This window comes from Halorubrum orientale (assembly GCF_059623105.1).
The window spans coordinates 80,837-102,140 of sequence record NZ_JBSPSR010000009.1; the positions used below are offsets into that span (position 1 = coordinate 80,837).

28 protein-coding genes are annotated in these 21,304 nt (G+C 65.7%); 15 read left to right on the forward strand and 13 right to left on the reverse strand.

The annotated features are described in order from the left end of the window. The first annotated feature begins 57 nt into the window (after positions 1-57). Together ACWUI7_RS11775 and ACWUI7_RS11780 are read left to right on the forward strand one after the other, a co-directional pair. The gene (locus ACWUI7_RS11775; protein ID WP_496642410.1) at positions 58-831 is read left to right on the forward strand and encodes an NAD(+)/NADH kinase; all 774 of its coding nucleotides are present in this window, start codon (positions 58-60) and stop codon (positions 829-831) included. Between the two features lie 14 nt (positions 832-845). Next, positions 846-1,289 (forward strand): DUF7313 family protein, encoded by a 444-nt coding sequence (locus tag ACWUI7_RS11780; protein WP_496642411.1) that lies wholly within the window; start codon positions 846-848, stop codon positions 1,287-1,289. A 303-nt stretch (positions 1,290-1,592) separates the two neighbouring features. Here the strand turns inward: ACWUI7_RS11780 and ACWUI7_RS11785 are convergent, their stop codons facing one another. From ACWUI7_RS11785 to ACWUI7_RS11815, 7 genes are all read right to left on the reverse strand, one after another. Beyond that, a complete protein-coding gene (locus ACWUI7_RS11785) occupies positions 1,593-1,865 on the reverse strand; it encodes a DUF7314 family protein (RefSeq protein WP_496642412.1) in 273 nt (90 codons plus the stop codon). A 4-nt stretch (positions 1,866-1,869) separates the two neighbouring features. Continuing rightward, positions 1,870-2,301 (reverse strand): DUF7315 family membrane protein, encoded by a 432-nt coding sequence (locus ACWUI7_RS11790; RefSeq protein WP_496642413.1) that lies wholly within the window; start codon positions 2,299-2,301, stop codon positions 1,870-1,872. A gap of 20 nt (positions 2,302-2,321) precedes the next feature. Continuing rightward, positions 2,322-3,110 (reverse strand): cytochrome b family protein, encoded by a 789-nt coding sequence (locus tag ACWUI7_RS11795; RefSeq protein ID WP_496642414.1) that lies wholly within the window; start codon positions 3,108-3,110, stop codon positions 2,322-2,324. 4 nt (positions 3,111-3,114) lie between these two features. Then, positions 3,115-3,924, reverse strand: a complete 810-nt coding sequence (locus tag ACWUI7_RS11800; protein WP_435160566.1) for a cytochrome b — start codon at positions 3,922-3,924, stop codon at positions 3,115-3,117. Between the two features lie 7 nt (positions 3,925-3,931). Beyond that, on the reverse strand, positions 3,932-4,321 hold the full coding sequence (locus ACWUI7_RS11805; protein WP_496642415.1) for a DUF7318 family protein: 390 nt from the start codon (positions 4,319-4,321) through the stop codon (positions 3,932-3,934). Further along, positions 4,318-4,971, reverse strand: coding sequence for a halocyanin domain-containing protein (locus ACWUI7_RS11810; RefSeq protein ID WP_496642416.1), 654 nt, complete (start codon positions 4,969-4,971; stop codon positions 4,318-4,320). The genes ACWUI7_RS11805 and ACWUI7_RS11810 overlap by 4 nt, the downstream gene beginning before the upstream one ends. Positions 4,972-5,067: 96 nt before the next feature. Then, a complete protein-coding gene (locus ACWUI7_RS11815; RefSeq protein ID WP_496642417.1) occupies positions 5,068-5,988 on the reverse strand; it encodes a DUF7319 domain-containing protein in 921 nt (306 codons plus the stop codon). 179 nt (positions 5,989-6,167) lie between these two features. Here ACWUI7_RS11815 and ACWUI7_RS11820 point away from each other — a divergent pair, with 179 nt between their 5' ends. The 7 genes from ACWUI7_RS11820 to ACWUI7_RS11850 all read left to right on the forward strand — a co-directional run bounded on the left by ACWUI7_RS11820 (position 6,168) and on the right by ACWUI7_RS11850 (position 11,922). Then, positions 6,168-6,650, forward strand: a complete 483-nt coding sequence (locus tag ACWUI7_RS11820; RefSeq protein ID WP_496642418.1) for a DUF7321 family protein — start codon at positions 6,168-6,170, stop codon at positions 6,648-6,650. 57 nt (positions 6,651-6,707) lie between these two features. After that, entirely contained in the window at positions 6,708-7,328 is a 621-nt protein-coding gene (locus tag ACWUI7_RS11825; RefSeq protein WP_496642419.1) for an HAD family hydrolase, read from the forward strand. Next, entirely contained in the window at positions 7,325-8,365 is a 1,041-nt protein-coding gene (locus ACWUI7_RS11830) for a CobD/CbiB family cobalamin biosynthesis protein (RefSeq protein ID WP_496642420.1), read from the forward strand. Before ACWUI7_RS11825 ends, ACWUI7_RS11830 begins: the two co-directional genes overlap by 4 nt. After that, a complete protein-coding gene (gene cobS, locus ACWUI7_RS11835; RefSeq protein ID WP_496642421.1) occupies positions 8,362-9,165 on the forward strand; it encodes an adenosylcobinamide-GDP ribazoletransferase in 804 nt (267 codons plus the stop codon). The genes ACWUI7_RS11830 and cobS overlap by 4 nt, the downstream gene beginning before the upstream one ends. A gap of 79 nt (positions 9,166-9,244) precedes the next feature. After that, positions 9,245-9,964, forward strand: coding sequence for an NTP transferase domain-containing protein (locus ACWUI7_RS11840; protein ID WP_496642422.1), 720 nt, complete (start codon positions 9,245-9,247; stop codon positions 9,962-9,964). A 93-nt stretch (positions 9,965-10,057) separates the two neighbouring features. Then, a complete protein-coding gene (locus tag ACWUI7_RS11845) occupies positions 10,058-11,065 on the forward strand; it encodes a threonine-phosphate decarboxylase (RefSeq protein ID WP_496642423.1) in 1,008 nt (335 codons plus the stop codon). After that, on the forward strand, positions 11,062-11,922 hold the full coding sequence (locus ACWUI7_RS11850; protein ID WP_496642424.1) for an adenosylcobinamide amidohydrolase: 861 nt from the start codon (positions 11,062-11,064) through the stop codon (positions 11,920-11,922). The genes ACWUI7_RS11845 and ACWUI7_RS11850 overlap by 4 nt, the downstream gene beginning before the upstream one ends. Here ACWUI7_RS11850 and ACWUI7_RS11855 read toward each other — a convergent pair. The 3 genes from ACWUI7_RS11855 to ACWUI7_RS11865 form a co-directional block, all read right to left on the reverse strand. Next, positions 11,919-12,740 (reverse strand): MBL fold metallo-hydrolase, encoded by an 822-nt coding sequence (locus tag ACWUI7_RS11855; RefSeq protein WP_496642425.1) that lies wholly within the window; start codon positions 12,738-12,740, stop codon positions 11,919-11,921. The two genes, ACWUI7_RS11850 and ACWUI7_RS11855, sit on opposite strands and share 4 nt — an antisense overlap. Before the next feature lie 39 nt (positions 12,741-12,779). Further along, positions 12,780-14,612 (reverse strand): radical SAM protein, encoded by a 1,833-nt coding sequence (locus ACWUI7_RS11860; protein WP_496642426.1) that lies wholly within the window; start codon positions 14,610-14,612, stop codon positions 12,780-12,782. Positions 14,613-14,701: 89 nt separating this feature from the next. Next, positions 14,702-15,616 (reverse strand): DUF429 domain-containing protein, encoded by a 915-nt coding sequence (locus ACWUI7_RS11865; RefSeq protein WP_496642427.1) that lies wholly within the window; start codon positions 15,614-15,616, stop codon positions 14,702-14,704. Between the two features lie 54 nt (positions 15,617-15,670). On the opposite strand from ACWUI7_RS11865, the gene ACWUI7_RS11870 reads away from it, so the two are divergent. From ACWUI7_RS11870 to ACWUI7_RS11880, 3 genes are all read left to right on the forward strand, one after another. Beyond that, the gene (locus tag ACWUI7_RS11870) at positions 15,671-15,826 is read left to right on the forward strand and encodes a DUF7559 family protein (protein ID WP_496642428.1); all 156 of its coding nucleotides are present in this window, start codon (positions 15,671-15,673) and stop codon (positions 15,824-15,826) included. Between the two features lie 4 nt (positions 15,827-15,830). Beyond that, entirely contained in the window at positions 15,831-16,262 is a 432-nt protein-coding gene (locus ACWUI7_RS11875; RefSeq protein ID WP_496642429.1) for an Hsp20/alpha crystallin family protein, read from the forward strand. A 111-nt stretch (positions 16,263-16,373) separates the two neighbouring features. After that, positions 16,374-17,396: a glutathione S-transferase family protein gene (locus tag ACWUI7_RS11880; RefSeq protein WP_496642430.1), complete on the forward strand. Its 1,023-nt coding sequence runs from the start codon at positions 16,374-16,376 to the stop codon at positions 17,394-17,396. 60 nt (positions 17,397-17,456) lie between these two features. Here the strand turns inward: ACWUI7_RS11880 and ACWUI7_RS11885 are convergent, their stop codons facing one another. After that, positions 17,457-18,158 (reverse strand): HD domain-containing protein, encoded by a 702-nt coding sequence (locus ACWUI7_RS11885; protein ID WP_496642448.1) that lies wholly within the window; start codon positions 18,156-18,158, stop codon positions 17,457-17,459. 170 nt (positions 18,159-18,328) lie between these two features. On the opposite strand from ACWUI7_RS11885, the gene ACWUI7_RS11890 reads away from it, so the two are divergent. The 3 genes from ACWUI7_RS11890 to ACWUI7_RS11900 all read left to right on the forward strand — a co-directional run bounded on the left by ACWUI7_RS11890 (position 18,329) and on the right by ACWUI7_RS11900 (position 20,212). Continuing rightward, positions 18,329-19,126 (forward strand): alanyl-tRNA editing protein, encoded by a 798-nt coding sequence (locus tag ACWUI7_RS11890; protein WP_496642431.1) that lies wholly within the window; start codon positions 18,329-18,331, stop codon positions 19,124-19,126. Positions 19,127-19,229: 103 nt separating this feature from the next. Continuing rightward, positions 19,230-19,553 (forward strand): transcription factor S, encoded by a 324-nt coding sequence (locus tag ACWUI7_RS11895; protein ID WP_496642432.1) that lies wholly within the window; start codon positions 19,230-19,232, stop codon positions 19,551-19,553. A gap of 110 nt (positions 19,554-19,663) precedes the next feature. Further along, positions 19,664-20,212: a DUF6517 family protein gene (locus ACWUI7_RS11900; RefSeq protein WP_496642433.1), complete on the forward strand. Its 549-nt coding sequence runs from the start codon at positions 19,664-19,666 to the stop codon at positions 20,210-20,212. On the opposite strand, the gene ACWUI7_RS11905 is transcribed toward ACWUI7_RS11900, so the two are convergent. Both ACWUI7_RS11905 and ACWUI7_RS11910 read right to left on the reverse strand, forming a co-directional pair. Beyond that, positions 20,209-20,760, reverse strand: coding sequence for a DUF7332 family protein (locus ACWUI7_RS11905; RefSeq protein ID WP_496642434.1), 552 nt, complete (start codon positions 20,758-20,760; stop codon positions 20,209-20,211). The genes ACWUI7_RS11900 and ACWUI7_RS11905 overlap by 4 nt on opposite strands. A gap of 74 nt (positions 20,761-20,834) precedes the next feature. Continuing rightward, on the reverse strand, positions 20,835-21,254 hold the full coding sequence (locus tag ACWUI7_RS11910; RefSeq protein ID WP_496642435.1) for a methylglyoxal synthase: 420 nt from the start codon (positions 21,252-21,254) through the stop codon (positions 20,835-20,837). Between the last annotated feature and the right edge of the window lie 50 nt (positions 21,255-21,304).

Consider the following 21,304-nt stretch of genomic DNA (forward strand, 5'->3'; position numbering starts at 1 on the left):
CGGCCCATGGACCCCGAACCGGGAGCTTTTCCAGCGTCCCGCACGCACGACTCATGCATGGAGCAGCCGCCCGCCCGCGTCGCCGTCGTCGGTGCCGACGCGTCGCTTCGGTCACGAGTGCGGCAGGTCGTCGAGGACGCTGGGGGCCGCCCCGTCGACCGAGCCGAGGCCGATGTGCTCGTAGCGGTTGGTGCGGGAGCGGTCGGCGAGGCGGTCCGTGCGCGTGTGTCACCGACTGAGGAGTCGGACACTGACGATGACCGCCCGGCCGTGGTTCCGGTGGTCGACCGCAGCGACACGCTCGGGACGACCGTACTCACCGCCGTCGAACGCCTACTCGCTGGCGAGACCCGGTGGGTCGAACACCCGGTCCTCTCGGTCGTTGGTGAGTCAGTGACAGCCCGAGCCGCGCTCGACGTCGCCGTGGTCACCGACGAGCCCGCCCAGATCGCCGAGTACGCTATCGAGCGGCCACACAGTCGACCGGTATCGGTTCGATCCGACGGCGTCGTGGTTGCTACGCCACTCGGGAGCCGTGGATACACGGCCGCTGTCGGCGGCCCTCGGCTTGACGCCGGTGCAGGCCTCGCGGTGGTCCCGATAGCGCCGTTTAGCACTCGAAAGTCGGTGTGGGTCGTTGACAGCGGTGTGAGCGTCGGACTCGAACGCGGTGATGGGGCCGTCGCACTCGTCGTCGACGGCGACAGTCGCACGTCGGTCGAGCCCGGTGAGACGGTCGACGTCGAGGTCACGGACCGCATCGCCGTGGCGGCACCTGGCCAACTGAATACCACGGTACACGCCGATCGGAAAGGTTCTAATAACTCGTGACCGGATGGATCGATATGGATCCATTGCAGTTCCTCGTTCCGCTCGGCTGGCTGTCGGCCGTCGGTCCGGCACTGCCGTTCGCCATCTTCGTGATGGCGGTCACGAACCTCGCCACCCGACACGTCGCGCACAGTCGCCACGTTGTGCAGGCGAGCGTCGGCGACAGCGTCGAGCCGTACGGACCACACGCGTTCACGAACTTTGGACTTGTCACACTCAGTTTCCTCTTTGCAATCCACCAGCCTACTGGCGGTGCGATCCTCTCGATCCTCGCCGTCACGCTCGTGCTTGCCGACCTCTTCGAGTACGAGTCGCGAAACGTCGAGGCCCGCAACGACATGCCGATCGAAGCACCCAAGAGCGCAATCGTCACCTCGGCGCTCATCCTGCTGTACGCCGGCTACTACGCGTTCTTTTTCCTCGTCGCGGATATCTGGAACCAGGCCATCCTCGCGTGAAGGGCGGCGCAGTCATACGCGCCATTCATGCCCGTCGATCACCGTCCGTGAGCCACACTCGGTCAGCGCACACGTCCGCCACTGTCACACAGACGCTCACCTGCAGCGGTTCGAACGTCGGTGCTAAGTGCGATGTGGCCACCAGATAGGTACTGAGATGCCCGTTTCACGTCTACGGACCGTGGGATACGACACAGCGGTGCTGCGCTCCGCTGTGTGGGTGTCCCAGAGACACCGCGGTCGGTGTGGCGTCTGCGTTGACCACTCGTCCAGGTCGTCGAAAAGCCGAGTCGAAATGCGGTCTCAGTTTGCTGCGTCTTCGCCGACGCTACGACGAATCTGTCGGGTGATCGGGATGAGCACCCAGAAGGTAATCGGCCCGAGGATCATCAGCCAGTACAGTGCGTCACCGGTGAGTACACCTACTTGACCGTACACCGTCTCCACCCCCTCTGCGGGGTTCACCAGCTGGACGATCTCGTAGTAGGAGGGCGTCCGGTACCACGCACCGAAGGTGATCCAGCCGAGGCCCCCGAGCGCGAACAGGGCCAATCCTTTGATGAACTCGTCTGCCATTGGTTTACCCTTCGGTGGAGTCCTCTTGAGGCTTTCCCATTCCCTGGGCGCGGAACCGCGTTCCGAGCACGTACACCGCCGTTCCGAGCAGTATCGAGCCGACGCCGACGATAGCGAACGCGGCGGTCAACACGTCATCGGGCGGGGTAACACCGACCTGTGAGAGGGCATAGATGAGTATCCGGCGAAGAATGCTCACCTGCAGGGTCGCCGCGTCGATCAGAATGAATCCCACGAGATACGTCACCACCGCGACGAACGTCGACAGCGCCGTGACGGTCTTGTACAACGAGAGTGGGACAACGATCTCGCGACCGTTTGGACCGACACGGGCGCCGACCGGCTCGGTGCGCGGGTCGGCCTCGTCACCGGCGGCTATCGGATCGCCGGTCGCGTCGGTGGGCTGGACATCGTCGTAGTCGTCGGACTCAGACATGGACAAAACGGGAGTGCCGATTACTTCGGCGGCCGCAGCATGAAGTAACGACGGTTGAGGTCATACGAGTACCCTTCACGCATGGTCTTTAATACCGCGTAGGTGATGACCCCCGCGAGCACCGGGAGCATGAATGTCAGCGTGATAAGCAGCTCAAGCTCGAACGGGAAGAAGTTCTGGATTGCGAGCGCCGCCAGCGTGAGCGACAGCACAACACCAGCCATCCCGACGCCGGCCCAAAACGGCTCCTCGACCGGGCGTCGCGCGTTCCCTTTGTTCAAGAACGGAACGAGTCCGATGAAGCCGAACAGGATACCGTGTGCGACGATCCCCAAGAACTCGTTGCCGATGAGGATGTTGCCGCCGAGCACAGCGAGTTCGGGGTTCAACGGGTTGAGCTTCAACAGGCCGAACGACCAGTACAGGTACCAGTCGGGCAGAATGATAGCTGGCGTTGAGCCGGGGTTTGCCGGGTGACCGAAGTGCGGGGGCATGAGGGCTGCGATGAACACCATCATCCCCACGAAGAAGCTCGCGATCGCGAGATTGCGGATCGTCTCGTGTGGCCACGTCGGGAAGCCAAGCACGTCACGCTCGACGTACGTCGACTCCGCACGGAGGTCCTCGTCTTCACGACGGGATCGCTCGAAGTACTGGTACGTCAGCTGTGCGAGCCCCTGTGAGTGTTCTTTGCGCTCGGTCCACGACGGGGTTTCGTCGTCCGGTGGCACCGTCGCTGGGGCGCCGCCGTCGGTCCGTGCGCTCTCGTCGGTTCCGCCGTCCGTCATCGGTTCGGTGTCGTCAGTCATTGGCTTAGTGCGGCTCCGCAATACCCTGCACCCAGACGATGCCGACGTGGAGCGCGATGAGCGAGGTCACCACGAACGGCAACACGAACACGTGCAGGATGTACATTCTCACGAGCGTCGCCTGTCCGAGCGTGAACCCGCCGAACAAGAGCTGTGCGGCCCACTCCCCGACGATCGGGGTCGCGAGCGCCATCTCGACGCCTATCTGTGCAGCCCAGAAGGAGAGCTGCTTCCACGGCAAGACGTACCCGGAGAAGCCGAAGAACAGCGTCAATCCGATCAGGATGACGCCGAGGATCCAGTTGACCTCACGCGGCTCCTTGTACGCGCCCGTGAAGTAGACGCGAAGCATGTGAAGAAACACCGCAGCGACCATGAACTGTGCCGCCCAGTTGTGGATCGACCGAAGCATGAAGCCGAACTGGACGTCTTGAAGAATGGTTACGACGGAGTTGTACGCGGCTGTCGGGTCACCTTGGGCGGCTGCACCCGCCGTCGATGGCGAGTAGTAGAATCCGAGTAAGGCACCGGAGACCGCAGCGACTAGATACGCGAGGATCGATAACGACCCGAGCGAGTACAGCGGGTACCAGTACCAGAACTTGTTGTCGAGATCGTACTGTTCGGTGTGGCTCTTTGGCATCTGGAGGTTCGCGCGGTAGTACATCGTCTCTAGCAACTCGAGGTAGTCGACGATGCGAAGCCGCTTGTCGATCCAGATGAGCGTGGTCAAGAACGCCGTCTCGATGACCGTGAGGTCTTGGCTCTTGAGCCACGCATTGTGGTCCATTTCGTCGCGTTTTTTGAGGCTCATTGGGTGATCACTTCTTGTAGTACGGGTAGACGGCGCGTTTCACCGTCTCCCAGGCGTCGTCTGTACCGATCTCCACGCCGTCTTTATTTTCCTCGCTAATGTAGAGGTCCTCCCACTTCCGCCGACGCTTCTTCACGATCATCACATCGGGGAGGAACTCCTTGCGGTATAACACCAAGATGAACGCGAGGTCGAGGAAGATGAGCGCTAGGACGGCGCCCATGAACATGTTCCCGAACTCCGTCGACGCCCACGAGAACATCAGTCCGTAGACGAAGAGGAAAACGAAGACGACCTCGATGACGGTGAGGAGAACAATAGCGATCGCGGCCGCAGTGCTCTCTCTGGCCGGCTCGTACCGGTGGATATCACCGTACGACGATCCGCTCGAGCTCATTGGGTTCCCCCGTGTCCCGTATGTGCGGACTCGCCGTACTTTAACGTATAGAACGTGAAGACAAACGTCAACACGATCCCGAGGCCCGACGCGACACCCACCCAATGAGCGTGGATCGGCATCCCGACGTCGGCGATGTCCTCAGGCCACCCGGTGTTCGCGGCCCCGCCGCCCGCTTCGACGGTCGCGACGTCACCACCAACGGCGAGACCGGCGTGCATACCAACGGCCGTGTGGGGTACACAGTGGTAGTGGGTGATCCCGGCGTCGTCTTCGGTTACCTCGTACTCGTAGGTGTATCCCTCTTCACCGACCGGGTCACCGCTGTCGAGACTTGCCGGCCCGCCGCCATCGACTGTCTTTACGTTGTGGGCGCCGCCGTTGCCCGTCCACTCGAAGGTGATCGTCGTTCCCGGGTCGACCCACAGCTGGGTCGGGTCGAACGCCAAGCCGCTGCCGCCGGCGCCGACCTGGACGGTCACCTCACTCTCACCACGAGCGTCTTGGTAGGTACCGAGGTTGCCGTTCGTGACCCCGCTCGGCCAGTCCGGTTTGACCTCCTGTGCGGCGGCCGTTCCGGCCGTGCCAACGGCAGCCGTGGCCGCGGCGGTTGCCCCGCCGGCCGTCCGCACGAATTCCCGCCTTTTCATACAATTTTACTGCGCACGGGGTGCGCTTAAACCCACCGACTATCGACGTCCGTCTGGTGCCACATACGGGGTGTGAAACCCCCAAATTCGGCCGTTTTACTGATCGTCTCGAGCGTCGGTCAGTGCGGCCTCGTCGACGGGGACGAACTCGGGTCGTTCTTCGGCCTCTCGAAGCGCGCGAAGCCGGTCACGGTACTCCGCCGATCGGAACCGATCGGAGAGCCGCGCGTTCGCAACCATGGCGAACAAGAACCCGCCGACGAGAAGAAAGATAATCCCCATTGCGGGACCAATGATGCTCTCGAGATTGAAGAAGAACGACGCACCAAGAAGTATCGCGCCGGCAATCACCTGGACGGCCGCGATCACCTGTATCATCAGGTTGCCAAACTCACCGGACCCCTCGGGAACGCTCTCTGGATGCGGAAGCGACCAGTCAGCCGGCGGTTCGGGCACCTCGTACTCCTCCATTGCCGCCATCGCGACGAGCGGTTCGACATCTCGAAGCACGGTGCCGCGACCGCTCACCTCTCCTGTTGGACGGACGATCGCGTACCCCTCATCAGAGTAGACGAGAATGCGCTCTTCACCGTCCTCACGGACTCGTTCAAGCAGCCCGAACACCTCCCGTCGTGCGATCCGCGACTTGAGTTCTGCCTCGACGCGGTCGAGCAGCCGCCCGCCGGTGATCCACGTCTCGGGATCGAAGGCGGCGGTCCACTCCTCGGCGGTCATTCGTGCCATGTCCGCTGGTCCGAAGTCGTCGAAGTCGTACTCGGCGTCGACGCGCTCGCGGAGCGCATCGAGATCGTCTACGCCTGCGCCCTCCCCATCCGCATCCGTAGTCTCGGCGGCGCGTGAATCCGAATCGGGGGCCACCTCACTCGCGTCTGCGTCCGTCGTGGTCTCCTCGTCGTCGCGCTCGGCCTCGTCACTCTGGCCGGGCTCGTCAACGGCGTCCTCGGCGGCGCTCCGATCGGGGTCGTCCGACGCCGCTCGCGTCGAGGTGTCCTCCATCAAACCCATCTACGGGCTCGGGGGGCTAACTGTTTTCGTCCGACGCCGCCCTGCGGGCGTCCCCCGGACGTCACGCTGCCGGAACCACCGACAGCGAATACCAGCGAGTCACATCAACGAGACGAGTTGCGATGGCGGCAAATCGGGGAGTTTTACGCGTTCCGGCCCGATCAGCATGCATGGTCGACGAGTCGGTGATCGCGGCAGTGGCCGGGCTATCCGTGACGGCGAGCCTGCCGTTCCTTCTGTACGGCGCGTGGATCATGATCGACGCAGAGGTAGTGACGTGGAACGTATTGACGTACCACCTCAAGTTCATCCTCGTTGGTCTCGCGCTCACGACAATCCCGATAACGACGTGGATGCTCCCGCGGATACTCGACCAGTTGTCGGGCGGGGCAGTGATACACGCCGTCTTGGGGCTACAAGCGTACGCGATGTTGACGCTCGCGCTCACCGGTATCGTTCGGATCTTACAGGCCAAACGCAGTGCTGATGCTTACGACGACCCCGACGTCGACATCGACGAGATTCACGAGGACATCGGTCACTGGCGGAGCCGGCTTCGGCTCGGCGTAGCCGGGTTTATGATCTTCTGGCTCTGTGCGTGGCTCACGGGACTCTACCGGTTCTACACGCTGCACATCGTCCCCGCGCTGTAAGCGGCTTCGGTGAGCGACCGACAAGTTAAATCCCTGATTGCCCCTACATCGAGTATCGTGGCAGTAACGTTCGATCTCTTCGGCACGCTCGTCGACGTCGACTACCCGACAGACCCCGCCGAGGTCGTCGCGCGCGAACTCGAGTCGCGTGACGTCCCCGTTCCCGACGACTGGCACGTCGCGTACGGTGAACGCCACGTTGACGCACCTGCAGGCGCAGAGACGCCGCTGCCAGCGCACGTGAGTGCCGCCCTCGACTCCCGTGGTGTCACGGTCGCAGACAACGTCGTGCGGCACGCTGTCGTAGCCGCCTTCGACCCGACAGTGACCCGGCGCGAGGGGGCGCTTGAGGCGGTGCGAGCCGCGGGCGAGCGCGGCCCGGTCGGGCTCTGTTCGAACTGTTCGGTACCAGAACTCGTTCCCCGAACTCTGATACGCGCAGACCTTCGCGGAGAGTTCGACGCAGTCACCACAAGCGTCGGCTGTGGCTGGCGGAAACCGCACCACTCAGCGTTCGAGGCGGCGGCCGATGCACTCGGAGTCACACCGGACGCGCTCGTGCACGTCGGTGACGACCCGGCCACCGACGGCGGGATCGTCGACGTTGGCGGCCGGCTCTTCGACGTGACACAGACTCCGCTCTCAGCACTCGCTGGCGAGCTGGAGGCCGAACCGTGAGCCTCGCGGCGGCCGGCGCGATCGCGCTCGCCGCCGCCACAGACCGGGCGTTCGGTGAACCGCCGACCCGACTCCACCCCGTGGCCTGGCTCGGGCAACTCGTCGGCGGACTCGACACCAGACTTCCAGACACCCGGCTCGTCGGTGTGGGGATTGCGGTGGGTGTCCCCACGGGCTTCGGACTCGCGCTCGCCGGATTCGTGCTCACGGGCGCTGCGAGCACGCGCACAGCGGTCGGATCCGGCGAAGGCGTCACCGCGATGGTCCTGGCTGCGGGCGCGCTGTTCGTCTGTACAAGCCATCGCATGCTCCTTGAGGTTGCCACAGACGTGATCGCGTTGAGTGAGTCAGACCTCGACAAAGCGCGTTGGGAGCTGCGTGCACTCGCTGGTCGAGACGCGAGCGCACTCTCGCCGGCGTACGTCCGGTCTGCGGCCGTCGAGAGTGCAGCAGAGAACCTTGCTGACGGGCTCATCGCGCCGCTAATTGGGTTTGCGCTCGGGGCGCTCATCGCCGTCGGGGGAGGACTCTCGACAGTCGAGGGGCTCGCAGTCGCCGCCGGCGTGGCCGGGTGGGTAAAAGGCGTCAACACGCTCGACTCGATGCTCGGCTACCGCCACCGCATCGCGGGGTGGGCACCGGCTCGCCTCGACGATACGGTCATGTGGCTCCCGGCTCGTGTGGCTGCGGTGCTGCTTCTGGCCGCTGGGCACCTCACTCGCCAGCAGCGGGAGAGGCGACACAGTCTCGCTCCGACAGTGCAGCCGTCGGTCGAGCAGACTGCCGGGATTCCCGACTCGCCGAACGCCGGCTGGCCGATGGCGTCGATCGCAGCCCTCCTCGGCTGTCGACTGGAGAAGCCGGGTGCGTATGCGTTGTACCCCGATCGACCGCTACCGACGGCCACAGTGGCTCAAGCCGGCGTTCGGGTCGTCTCACGCGCCGGCTGGCTCGGGATTGGAGCTACGGGCGTGGTCGTCGCGGGGATCGGCAGGGTCGTCTCCCGATTCGAGAGCTACGGGGTGGTCGTGACGTGAGCGACCAGACAGGCCGCGTGGGACCCGCGAGGCCAATCCCTGCACTTCGCGGCGCCTTCACCTTCCTGACGCGTGTCCCGATCCCGGGTAGTGATCCCGCGGATTGGCACGCGTTTCGTCGGTCGCCGTGGACGTTTCCCGTCGTAGGCGCGGGGCTCGGGGCGGTTGCGGGGCTCGCACTGCTCGCGCCGTCGGCGTGGAGCGCCGCGGCCGGCTATCTCCTCGCGCTCTACTTGCTCGGTGGTGTCACCCACGCCGACGGCTTGGCCGACCTCGGCGACGCGATCGCTGCCCACGACCCCGAGCGCCGCCGGGCGGCACTCGACGATGCCGCGCTCGGCGTTGGCGGCGCCCTCGCGCTGGGCGTGACCCTTGTTACGACGACGCTCGGCGTGCTGGCACTCGCTACTGGCTTTACTGGCGGGCAATCGCTCGCTGGGACGACGGCGTACCGGGTGGTGCTCGCTGCCGAAGTGGGTTCGAAAGCCGGGATGGCGCTGCTCGCCTGCGTCGGCCGGCCGGCACACGAAGGGCTTGGGTCGGCCGTCGCAGGCGATGTAGGGCCGGTATCGATGCTCCCGGTTGTCGTGCTCTCGGTGCCTGTCGTGCTCGCGCCGCCCGCTGGAGCGTTCCCAGCGTTGGTGGCGACCGTGCTTGCAGGGCCGGCCGTGGCATTGTTTGTGTACCGTCGGGTGTCGCCGTGGCTGGGCGGCGTAAGCGGTGACGTGCTCGGAGCGACGAACGAGCTCGGGCGTGCCGTCGCGCTTCACGTGGGGGTGATCGTGTGGGCGTTCGTGTGAGTTTGAACGCTGCGAGCGCACGGCGTGCACCACCGATCTTCGGCCCGACGGCGTCACAGCACCGGTGATACGCGGATCGATGACGGATACCGCAAACGCGGCTACACACGCCTCGAGCCGCCCTGTGATGCCGGCAGTCCTCCTGTGTGGAGGACGCGGGACCCGACTCAACGAGAACCGGGAGAAGCCACTTGTTCCAGTCGACAGCCGGCCGATGGTCGGACGGGTGCTTGACGCGCTCGCCGCCGCACGCATTACACGGGTCGTCGCAGTCGTCTCACCGCACACACCAGCGACCGCCGACCGACTCCGCGACGAGCTCGCCGATGCAGTCGCCGTTCCCTGTACCGTGCTTGAAGGAAGCGGCGACGGCTACGTGACGGACCTCAACCGCGGCCTCGACACGGTCAGTGGTCCGGCGGTTACAGTCGCTGCCGATCTCCCGCTACTCCGTGGCTCCGACGTCGACGCGGCGGTCGATGCCGCGGTGAGGCCAGATACCGGCAGCGGCGACGCGTATGCGCCGGTAGACACGCGAGATGACACCACGGGTGATTCCTCGGTACAGTCCGTAACGGTCTGTGTGCCGGCAGCACGGAAGCACGAATTGGGCGTAAGCGTCGACACGACGTTCGAGCACGAGGACGGGGTGCTCGCACCGAGCGGGCTCAATGTCGTGGGAGACGACCCCGACCGGATCCTCGTGAGCGAGAATCGGTCGCTCACGATCAACGTCAATCGGCCGCGAGACCTCTCAGTCGCTCGTACAGTCGCCGCGGAGCACGCCGAGTTGCGGTGATAGGCGTTCGAACACAGTCGATCGTCGTCGCATGTTTCGGCGAACGTGGTAACGAACGGAGAGGTTTTTATTACCCACCCGTACTCCCCGTGTATGGACACCAGTGCGCTTGACGAAGTCGGCTGCGTGGCACACGGAGGGACCACCGATCCCCACGTTGTCGACTTCAGTGCGAACACCAACCCACGGTCACCAGCCGGGGTGGCGGGTGTGTACGAGTCGGCACTTGCAGCGGCGCGTCGGTATCCCTGTGACGGCTACACGGACTTCCGGACGGCCGCCGCTGAGTACGTCGGATGTGACCCCAAAGCGGTGATCCCGACCGCGGGTGCGACCGCCGGGATGCGGCTCCTCTTTTCGATTCTCGTCGAATCCGGCGACTCCGTTGCCGTTCCGGCCCCGTCGTTCGGCGAATACGAACGAGAAGTTCGGCTTCAGGGTGGCGTCCCGATTCGGATCGCTCACGACACGATCCTCGAGGTCGACCCGACAGACCACGCGGCCGTCGTGGTCTGTACCCCGAACAACCCGACCGGTGAGCTACCGCCGCGCCGGGGGCTCCGTCGGCTCGCCGAGCGGTGTCGTGACGCCGATACCACGCTGCTTGTCGACGAAGCGTTCCTCGACTACACGCCGCAACCGTCGCTCGCAGGCGAGCCGGGCGTGGTCGTCGCACGGTCGCTCACTAAGCTGTTCGGGCTCCCAGGCATTCGTGCCGGCTACCTCGTCGCCACCGGTCAACTCCGCGATCGGCTCGACACCGCACGCATCTCGTGGGGGCTCTCGACGGTCGCCGCCGAGGTGAGTACGCACTGTCTCAGGCGGTCCGAGTTCGTCGAACGAACCCGGCAGCGGGTCGCCACAGAACGTGAACGGATCCGCAACCGGCTCGAGACACGCTGGGAGGTCTACCCATCTCAGGCGCCGTTCCTGCTCGTCGACGCCGGCGACGACGACGTCGACGAGATTATCTCGACCGCGAGAGAGCGCGGCGTTGCGCTGCGCGACGCCCGCACCTTTCCAGGGCTCGACGACCACCTACGGACCGCCGTTCGTGGCTCCAGGGACAACGATCTTCTCCTCGAGGCGCTCGAGGTGTGAGGGCCCTGGACGAACCCACCGAGCCAGACGGGGCGTTTCAGGTGGTGGTCTCCGACGGCGTCTGTCGATTCTGGCGGCCAAACCGGCTGACACGGTTTCTCTCGACTGGCTTCGACGGCGGCGAAGGCATTGCGGGCGCAGCGTACAACGTGACCGTCCCAACAGGATGGGGAGACGACGGCCAGCGCGACCTGCGGGCGTACGTCTCAGATCGAGTGACTGCGGCCGGTTTCGGTGAAGACAACACCGTACAGGCAGACGGACCACCGGCGTTACTTACCGGTGTCGCCCAGCGGCACGCCCGAGTGGCACGGCTCGACGGCGCGACCGTTCTCGCCACGGCCGGTGTTTCGAACCCTGCGGCGCTGCCGGTTCCACCAACTGCAGCGGGCGAGCCTTCAACGATGAGAGAGCACGACGAGCAGCGTCGCGACTCGGGAGATCAGGCCGACCGAGACCGATCGACCACGCGACGAGCGGACGGTACGGTCAACCTGCTCGTCGGGGTCAACCGCCCGCTCGAACCCGGAGCACTCGCCAACCTCGTGTCGGTCGTCGCGGAGGCGAAGGCGGCGACACTGCTCGCGACGGTCGGTGTGCCCGGGACCACGAGTGACGCCGTCGTCGTCGGCTGCACGCCGACAGACGCACCTTGGGGCCGGAAGACAGCGCCATTTTCCGGGTCGGCGACGCCGGTCGGGGCGGCAGTCCGGGCCTGTGTGCGCGACGCCCTTCGTGCGTCGCTTCGCTCGCGATACGGACCCGACTTCGCCGACGCCCCTCCGTCGGTCGCGGACGCCGAATACGGCGTCTCGACCGAGCGCATGGCAGCCGTGTCGGTCCCCACAGAGCGCTAGTCTTCACCCGTCCACGACGTCGCGATACGGCCCTCGGCGACTAACTTCTCGAGGTGGGCGCGAACAGTCCCTCGTGCGAGACCAACCACACCCGAGAGGTCGCGGTCGTACGCGGCATCAAGGACGGCGTCGACGTCGCTCGCACCGGCTTCGACCGCCTCGAGGACGCGTCCTTCGCGGTCAAGCCGGTGCTCGGCGAGACGCCGACACGTCACAGCCGGATCGTCGACGACCGGCCCGTGTGCCGGGGACAGTCGGTCGACACCACTGTCACGGACGCGGTCGAGACTGTCTAGATACGCGGCAAGATCACCGTCCGGTGTGGCGACCGCAACGCTTCCCTCGGCGACGACGAGGTCGCCGACGATCCCCACGGTCTGGTCGGGTCCGTCCGTCACGAAGGCGAGGTGGTCCGGCGCGTGCCCGGGCGTCGCCCAGACGCGAACGTCGGTCGATCCGACCGTGTCGCCGTCGGCGATCGTCTCGTCGGGGGCGACACCGGTCGCCTCGCGGAAGCGGTCGACGTGGTTAGCGTGCGCGTACACGGTCGCGCCGGTCCGTGACGCGTATGCGGCGACCGCGCCGACGTGATCCGAATGGGTGTGTGTCACGGCGATCGCCGTCACTGGGGAGCCGTTTGCGGCGGCCGCAGCCACCGCCCTGTCGAGTGTGTCAGTTTGTGCTGCCGGGTCGACGAGGAGTCTATCGACGAGGTAAGCACTTGTGGTGCCGCCCGGGGCGTGGGTCTCTACCGGGAGCGGGACGCGGGTGACGTGTGTGGTGTCGTCTACGGCCGGGTCGGGTTCGTGGTGTGACATCGTCTGAGCGGCTATCGTTCGGTTCTGGCGTGAGCGCTATCAGTCACCGCGACCCAGCGAGGATTGCATGTCGGGACCCGGACCGGAGCCGCTTCGGTCGGACCCTGGGATCGCGGCTGAGGCATCGCCGGCCACCGCAAACCGCGAGAGGTCGGCAACGCCGTCGTCGACGGCCGAAACAGTCTCGTACGGCCGGCTGACGACGATGTCGCCGGCGCGGCTCCGGGTGATCCCCGGAATCGCGGTCAGCTCGGCCATCGATGCCGCGTTGACGTCGAGCGGGTACGGCACGCCGGTGACCGAGCGGTAGCCGTGGTCGGTGACCGCCACGTCGATGACGGTACCGAGCTCGCGCTCGCCCGGAACCGCCACGAGCAGGGCGTACGTCCCGACCTGTCGACCGAACGTCTTCCCATCCTGGTGGTACTCCAAGTGGACATCAGGGAGGACCGTTCCCGGTGGGACGACGCGGTCGAGCATCGGGTTGTCGACCGTCTCACGGATCTCGCGTTTGTACGCCTGGAACTGGTCGCGGTGGGCCTTCGCGATCTCCGCGCCGGTCTCGGCCATCTCCGTGCCCGCGAACGCCATCACCTGCCGGACGTTGATGCGGCGGAGCATGAGCCCCTCGTCGTAGACGGATTGAAGGAAGCGCTTGTTGTGTTCGTACGTCTCCGGACGCTCGCCTTTCAACCCGTGAACGAGGTTGATGCCAGGCAGGAGCTTCGGGAGCCGCGGCGAGGCGGCGGGACCGGTCGAGGGACCGTAGCGGCGGTCGGGGTCGGGACCGGAGACGCCACCGGACTCACTTGCCGGCGGATCGCCTGGCCGCCAGCCGCCCTCCTCGTTGACGACGCGAACGGCCGCCAGACACTCGTCTGCGGTGACGAGCAGGTCGTTCTGGGATTTGACGACCGGATCCGCCGACTCGAGTCCGAACGCAGCCGTGTCGCCCGGGGTGTTGTGTTCGGCGATGATACGGATCGCCTCGCGGGAGGCGTCCGGGTACTCAGTGATCGTCACCGGGTTCATATTGTCGAGGTGGAGTGTCTCGAGGTCGGGCGCGACCCGCCGAATCCCCCCGTACAGGTCTCGAAGCGCCGCTGGATTGGGCGCCTCGCCATCGCCGCCGAATGCGAGGATGTCTGCCTGCCGCCCGAGCCGAAAGTGGCGCACTCCACGGTTGGAGAGGGCGTCGACCTCGTCGACGACTGCGCCGGCCGTCCGGAACGACGGGTTCCCGTAGAGCGGCTCCGTACAGAACGAACAGCGGTACGCACACCCCCGGGCGGTCTCCAGCTCGCAGATGAGGTAGTCGGGGTGGTTCGGGTGTTGTTCGACGACGAACGCACCGAGTGACGCCCAGCGGTCGGCTTCTTCGGTGTCGCGCATACGGTCACCGAACCCCTCGAGTCCGTTCACGACCAGGTCGTGTGCGGCCGCCTCGACGTCGCCTTTCGCGACGAAATCGTAATCAAGGTCGTCACGCTCCATCTCTTGTGCGCCGGCGTTCTCCTCGCCGACGCCGAACCGGACGGGACCGCCGAGGAGGGTCGTGCCGTCCGCGGTCCACGCGAGGTCGCGCACCTCGTCGGGCTCTGCTGGCGTCCCGCCAACGTACTTACCCGGGACCGTCATGCCGCCGACGTAGACAAAGAGATCGGCGTCCGCGACTTCTGCGCGCGTCTGGCGGTCTGCGCGAAGCTCGTCGATCGTGTGATACGTAATCGCCGACTCAGGGACGCCCGCATCGACGAGCGCGCCGGCCGTGTACCGTGGGTACGTCGAGAGGTACGGCGGCACCCCGAAGTGCGCCGGTTCGTCGACGTAGCCGTCGACGATCGTGACGGAGGTGTCGGCCGGGGAAATCATGCTGACGCTGTATACACGGTGGAGGCTGAAAACGCGTGCGGAATGGTCGAGTGTCGGCGTTCGACTGAGGCGGTGAGACGATTGTGCCCTCAGTAGTGAATGAACCCCTCACTTGGCGGTGCACGGTGGTCGGTGGTAGGGCGATCACCGCGGACCCAGGCCGCGGCCGCCCACGCCGCGAGAAGGCTGTCGAGCGCGTCCCCGCCGGCGTCGTCGGCGACCACGGAGCGAATCGCCGTCGCCGTCGGCTGGGGATCGACGGTGACCGCGTCACTCGTGAGAATCTGGTCGAGCACGGCGCGTCGAAACGCTGGGTCGTCGTGGGCGTCTTTGTACGTCGTCGAGCGGACCGCGAGCCGCGACCCGAGCACGGCAGCGGGATACGTCTCGAGGAGCACCCGGTCGGCCGTTGCCGCACCCGGCTGGAACGGCCACGCGGCGGCCGCGTCCGACCGGACGAGCGGCACGAGGAGGTCTCGGAGGGCGTGGTAGGTGATCCGAAAGACGAATCGGTTGTACGGACAGAGGCCGTCGAACCGCTCGTCACACCGTCGCAGAATCTCCTTGCGGTCGCCACCGGTGGCGCGCTCCGTCAGTCGATGACACGTCGTTTGAAAATCGTCTGCGTCCGAGAATGTGTCCGGAACGGTCTCGAGGAACGCCCGCCAGTCGGGCTCCTCGACGATTGGGTCGGGCAGTGAGAACGGGGCATCGAGCCCCACGACAGCCGGCGGCTCGGCCTCGGCTATCGTCTGGCGAAGCGTGTCGAACACGGCATCTCGACTCCGTGGCTCGCTCGGTAGCGCACGCGCCGGAAACGGGTTCTGGAGGGCGACCGCTCCGTCAGTGACGGTCGCTCGCGTTATCCACGTCTTTCGATGGGCGGCCGACGCCGACGCGCTGAGGTCGACGCCGAGCACCGTGACGGGGGCCTCGGCGGATGTGTCGTGAGGGGTCGAGCCGCCGTCAGCTGACGTGTTGTCGCGTGTCGAGTCGGATCGCACACTCGATCGAGTGCTGCCACGCCGTTTAAGCCCTCGCCCACACAACGTCCACACATGCCAGCGACGATGGAGGTCAAGTGCGTCGACGACGACTGCGAACTCGACATGTTCGAGAACCACTACACGTACGACGTCCCCGACGAGCACGCGGTGGGTGACCTTTCGTGTCCGTACTGTGGCGGGACCGAGCTGGTTGAAATCGAGGTGTGATCACGTGTCACAGATCGTCGAAACCGGTCGATCCGTCGTACACCGGGCGCTCTCCCGGGCCGGTCGCGGCTGGAGCAAGCTGCAGGAGCGCCGACCGCTCTCGGTCGATCTCCTCGAGAGCGATGACGCCTACCTTGTCGTCTTCGACGCCCCCGGCGTCCGCGGCGAGGACGTCAGCGTGCGCTTTCGTGACCACACCATCGAGGTACAGCTTGACCGCTTCCGTGAGTTCTACGAGCACGCCGAACTCGTGTTTCCCGGCCGCGGACTCGAACTCACCGGAACCGCGACACTTCCTGAAGACGCCGACGTGACTCCTCGGGGAGCGACCGCGACGGTTACCACCCACGGCACGCTCGAAGTCGAGATCCCCAAAGACGACGCGGTCGAATCGGTCGACGTGGTCGAAGCAGACGACGCGGACGACGGTCACTGACGGGGTGTGTCGCACGCGCGCACCGATACCGAGTGCCCGAGTGACGCACATCGACCCGGGTGACACGCGTGTCCCCGCCCCGACTATACGTCTCCAGGCCGTCGATAGGGTATGAATCAACTCGTCGACGGCGAGTGGCGAACAGACACCTTCGAGGCGACCGACGAGACGGGGGCGTTCGATCGACAGACGACAACGTTCCGGAACTGGATCGCCGGCAGCGACGTCCCCGATAACGTGGACGCAGAACCCGACGACCGCTTCCAGCCGGAGGCGGGTCGGTACCATCTTTACGTATCGTACGCCTGTCCGTGGGCACACCGGACGCTCCTCGCGCGGTCGCTGCTCGGACTCGAAGACGCGATCGGCGTGAGCGTCGTCGACCCGTGGCGCGGTGAGGATGGCTGGCAGTTCACACCCGACAAGCCCGGCTGTACCGTCGACCACCTCCACGGGAGCGACACCCTCCGCGAACGGTACGTCGCTGCTGACCCAGAGGCGACCTGTCGCGTAACCGTCCCCGTGCTCTGGGACACCGTCGAAGACACCATCGTCAACAACGAGTCGCGCGAGATCCTCCGGATGCTCACGACCGCGTTCGACGACCTCGGAAACGACGTCTCGCTGCTGCCGGACGACCCGGCGATCCGTGACCGAGTTGATGCGGTCATCACAGACATCTACGAGCCGATCAACAACGGCGTCTACCGCGCCGGCTTCGCGACCAGCCAGGCCGCCTACGACGAGGCGATAGCCGACCTCTTTGCCGCGCTCGACCGGTGGAACGACCACCTCGCAGATCAGCGCTACCTCGCCGGCGACACCCTGACCGAAGCAGACCTCTGTCTGTTCACGACGCTGGTCCGGTTCGACCAGGTGTACCACACCCACTTCATGTGTAACCGGCAGCATATCCACGAATACGAGCACCTGTGGCCGTACACCCGCGACCTGTATCAGACGCCGGGCGTCGCCGAGACGGTCGAGATGGCCCACATCAAAGAGCACTACTACACGACGCACCCAGACGTGACGCCGACCGGGATTATCGCGCGCGGACCGGATCTTGACTGGGAGGCCCCACACGACCGTGACCAGTTGAGCGGCGAGACGCCAGTAGCCGCAGACGACTGAGTCGGTCGGCTGGCTCGGGACGCCGCATCGGTAGTATGGCCGCTAGACCACGGTCACCCGCTATCGGTCGGTGACGCCCGCAGCATCCATCTCGGCGACCTCCATCTCGAGCCACTCGCGGAGCCACCGAACGCGCTTGAGCCGCTGGTGAGCGATGCTCTCTGCGGTGTCCGAGACGACCCGGTCGATATGGTCACGGCCGCGATCGAGTACCCGGTCAACCATCTTTGCGGCGTCCATGTGCGTTCGAGATTCGTAGCCCATGCGCAACAACATCAACACGGCGCCGTTCGCCCCAACTTTGTCGAGCACGTCGGCCTCTATCAGACACCGGCTCTCGAGGGGAACGTTTGCGAGGTCGCCGGTGTACGAGTGGTCGACGACCGCACCCGCTACCTCCTCGATGAACGACTCGGGATACGTTCCGCGGCTCTGGAGGTATTCCCGGGCGACCCGGGCACCGGCCTCGGCGTGGACGTCTTGGTCGGCTTCGAGCTTCGCGACGTCGTGGAACACGGCGGCGACCCGAACGACGTCGACGTCGGCGCCCTCGGCGTCCGCGATCTTCTCCGCGAGGTCGACCACGTTGAGGATGTGGTTGAAGCGGTAAGCGGCCGAGTGCCACGGATACCACCGCATCCGACCGCCATCGTCTTCGGCCTCGACGCTGGCGACAAGATAGTCGCGCACGAACTGTCTCATCTCGGTGAAGTCCGCATCGGTGACCTCCGTTTGCTTAATTTCGACGCCCACACAGACCACCCCGGGCGAGAGACTCATGATTCATTACGCTACTGGACGGGCGTTTCGTTCTTAGGCGTTACGACGCCCGCCGTCAGGCGGCAGACGGTGGATGGTACCCGGATCGTCACGTGAGCCGCGACCGGCCGAGCCCCCGAGAGGTATACGTGCCCCGGCCGAGTAGCGCGAACGTGACCGAACAGCGCTATCTCACCGACGACACGGTCGAGACGTTCGAAGCGACCGTCGAACGGACCCTTGACGACCGAGTCGTCCTCGATGGAACCCACTTCTACCCGACCGGCGGCGGCCAGCCACACGACACCGGTACCCTGGCCGTCGCCGACGGCCCAGATCGACGGTTCCGCGTCGTCGACGTGGACAAACAAGATGCCGTGTACCACACGGTCAAACCGGCCGACGGAGATGCCGACGCGACAGCGGTGGATACCGACGACACGTCGACGCTTCCCGCACCCGGAACGGTCGTTGTGGGGACGATCGACTGGGAGCGACGACGGGCACACTCGCGGTACCACACCGCCCAGCACCTGCTGTCGGCACTGTTGCTCGAGTCGTTCGACGCCTTGACGACCGGGAACGCGCTCTACGCGGACCACGCCCACCTCGATGCCGCCTACGATCGGTTCGATGACGACGACCTCAGACAGATCGAGACGAGGCTCAGAGAGCTCGTCGACGCCGACCTGCCGGTCGATCGCTACACGCTGGACCGCGCGGAGGCGGAGGCGACGCTCGACACCGAACGGACGCGTATTCACCTCCTCCCCGACTCCATCACCGAGCTTCGGATCGTCGAGATTGGGGGCACAGACGACACAGAACCGTACGACCGCACCGCGTGTGCGGGCACACACGTCGATACGACCGGTGAGATCGGCGAGATTGTACTCACCGGACGAGAGACCAAGGGGGCCGACGAAGAACGGATTCGCTTCGCGCTCGCAGACCACTTCGAAACGCCCTGAGCCGCCTGTTGCGGTCTGTAGAACGGCAGATCCAGTCGAGTCGGTGCCGCGGGACGGCACGGCGGATCCCGCCGCTTATGTATCGTGCGGGGTTGTGACCGGCATGAAGTTCTGCGACGAGTGCGGATCGATGATGAAGTCGGGCGAGGGCGAAGACCACTGGGTCTGTACGGCGTGCGGCTACGAGGTCGGACGTGACGGCGACGACGAAGACGTCTGGACAACAGAGTCGCAGGTCGAATCCGAGATCGTCGACGTCAGCGACGCCGAAGACAAAGGGCTCCCGACGACGACCGCGCATTGTCCCGAGTGTGACAACGACCGGGCGTACTGGTACATGCAGCAAATCCGCTCGGCAGACGAGTCAGAGACTCGGTTTTTTGTCTGTACAGCCTGCGAACACAAGTGGCGCGAAGACGACCACTGAACACACTCCCGGAGACGAGCGGCGTGTCGTTCGAGCACCGATCTCGACGGTGCTGACAGCGAACCGAGCGATCCCCGGTGTTTAATCCGCCTGCGTGGGACACAACGAGTATGGATCCGCCGGTCGTCCCCGCTGATCAGCTCGGCGACTGGCACCAAGTCGAGCACGCCACAGAGCAGCCATTCGCCGCCGGCCCCGTGTCGGTCACGGCGACAACGGTTCGATTCGAGCGACCGGCCGAGCAGCCGCCCGCGCCCTTCTTTTTCGCGAGTCGACTGGCGATCCGACCCGAGACATCGCCGAACCGGGCGCTCACCCGACTCGTCGAGCGTCGCGCGCGCTCGGGATTTCGCGACCGCCTCGCGGACCGCAGCATCGACGCGGTCGAGTCGCACGGTGAGCGACAGATCAGTATTGACGATCCGGCTGCTTCGCGGGCGACGCTCGTGACCTACCGCGGGCAGGCCGTACTAGAGCCGGTCGAGGACGCACCCAACGAGACGATTGCGGGCACTCCCGGGCACGTCCCCGTCGAGGCGCTGCTCGCCGTTTGGACGGCCGACGACTACCTGCTTGCGGGAGGCGGGTATCCGCTCGGCGACAGGGCCGACGAGGCGCGTCGAACGTTGCTGAGACTCGTCCGCCGTGTGCGAGGCTAGTGTCGACACGGGACGGCGTCGGTAGCACTTCCCACCGGTGGAACATCGCCTCGATACGCGGACGTGCCGAGTGCGCCGGCGAACATCGGAAGCTGAAGCTCGTAGGTGTACAGGAGATCGAACGCGGCGAACGGGTTCGCGCCCGCCGCGAGGATCCCCGGCGCGTCGAGGCGGACACCAGCCGCGAGCGTCACGATTCGCGTTTGCTCGAGGCTACCGGCGAGCTCGACGCCCCCCTCGTCGCCAGCGGCCGGATCCGTGAGTACCGAAGCGTGGACGGCCGCATCGATCTGTGCCGAACCGTTTCCGATCGCGAGCGGATACCCGTCCCCGGTGAAACATCCTGTGATCGGACCACCGTCGCGGGCGGGTGACTCAGCGGGCGACGGGTCGATCGATTGCCCGACGAGTGGACCGTCGGCCGACGTACCCTCGACGACCTGCTCGGCGGCGACGACACCTAGCCCCACCGCGGCAGCGAGACAGCAGACACTGACGAGAACGGCGACGAGCATCAGTCGAGCGCGCCGCGTCGACGGTCCATCCATGATCGTATCGAGCCGGAGTGGATGATAAATCCCGGCGGCCCAGGTATCAGCGCTGAGAAGCGGGGTCCGACCCGTCAGTCGGTGAGCGGCGACTCGTCGTCTAAGAGGTCGGTGTCGAACGAACCGCCGTGCTCAAAGAGCCCCTGTATCAACAGCTCTGCGGTCGCCATATTCGTCGCGACGGGCACATCTTTGACGTCACAGACACGCAAGAGCGCGGAGATGTCGGGCTCGTGCGGCTGGGCCGTAAGCGGATCGCGGAGGAAGATCAGGCCGTCGACGTCGCCGTCGGCCACCATGGCACCGATCTGGAGGTCACCGCCGAGTGGTCCAGAGGCCTGCGGTGTCACCGACAGCGACGTCTCATCAGCAATCCGGCCACCGGTGGTGCCAGTCGTCACCAGCTCGTGGTCTGTGAGGACGTCCGCGTGGGTGTTCGCGAACGCGACCATCTCGTCTTTCAGTTCGTCGTGCGCGATGAGCGCGATGCGCATGTTCAGGCACTCTCCGGGTGGGGGCTTAAGCGCTCTCGTCGCGTCGAGTG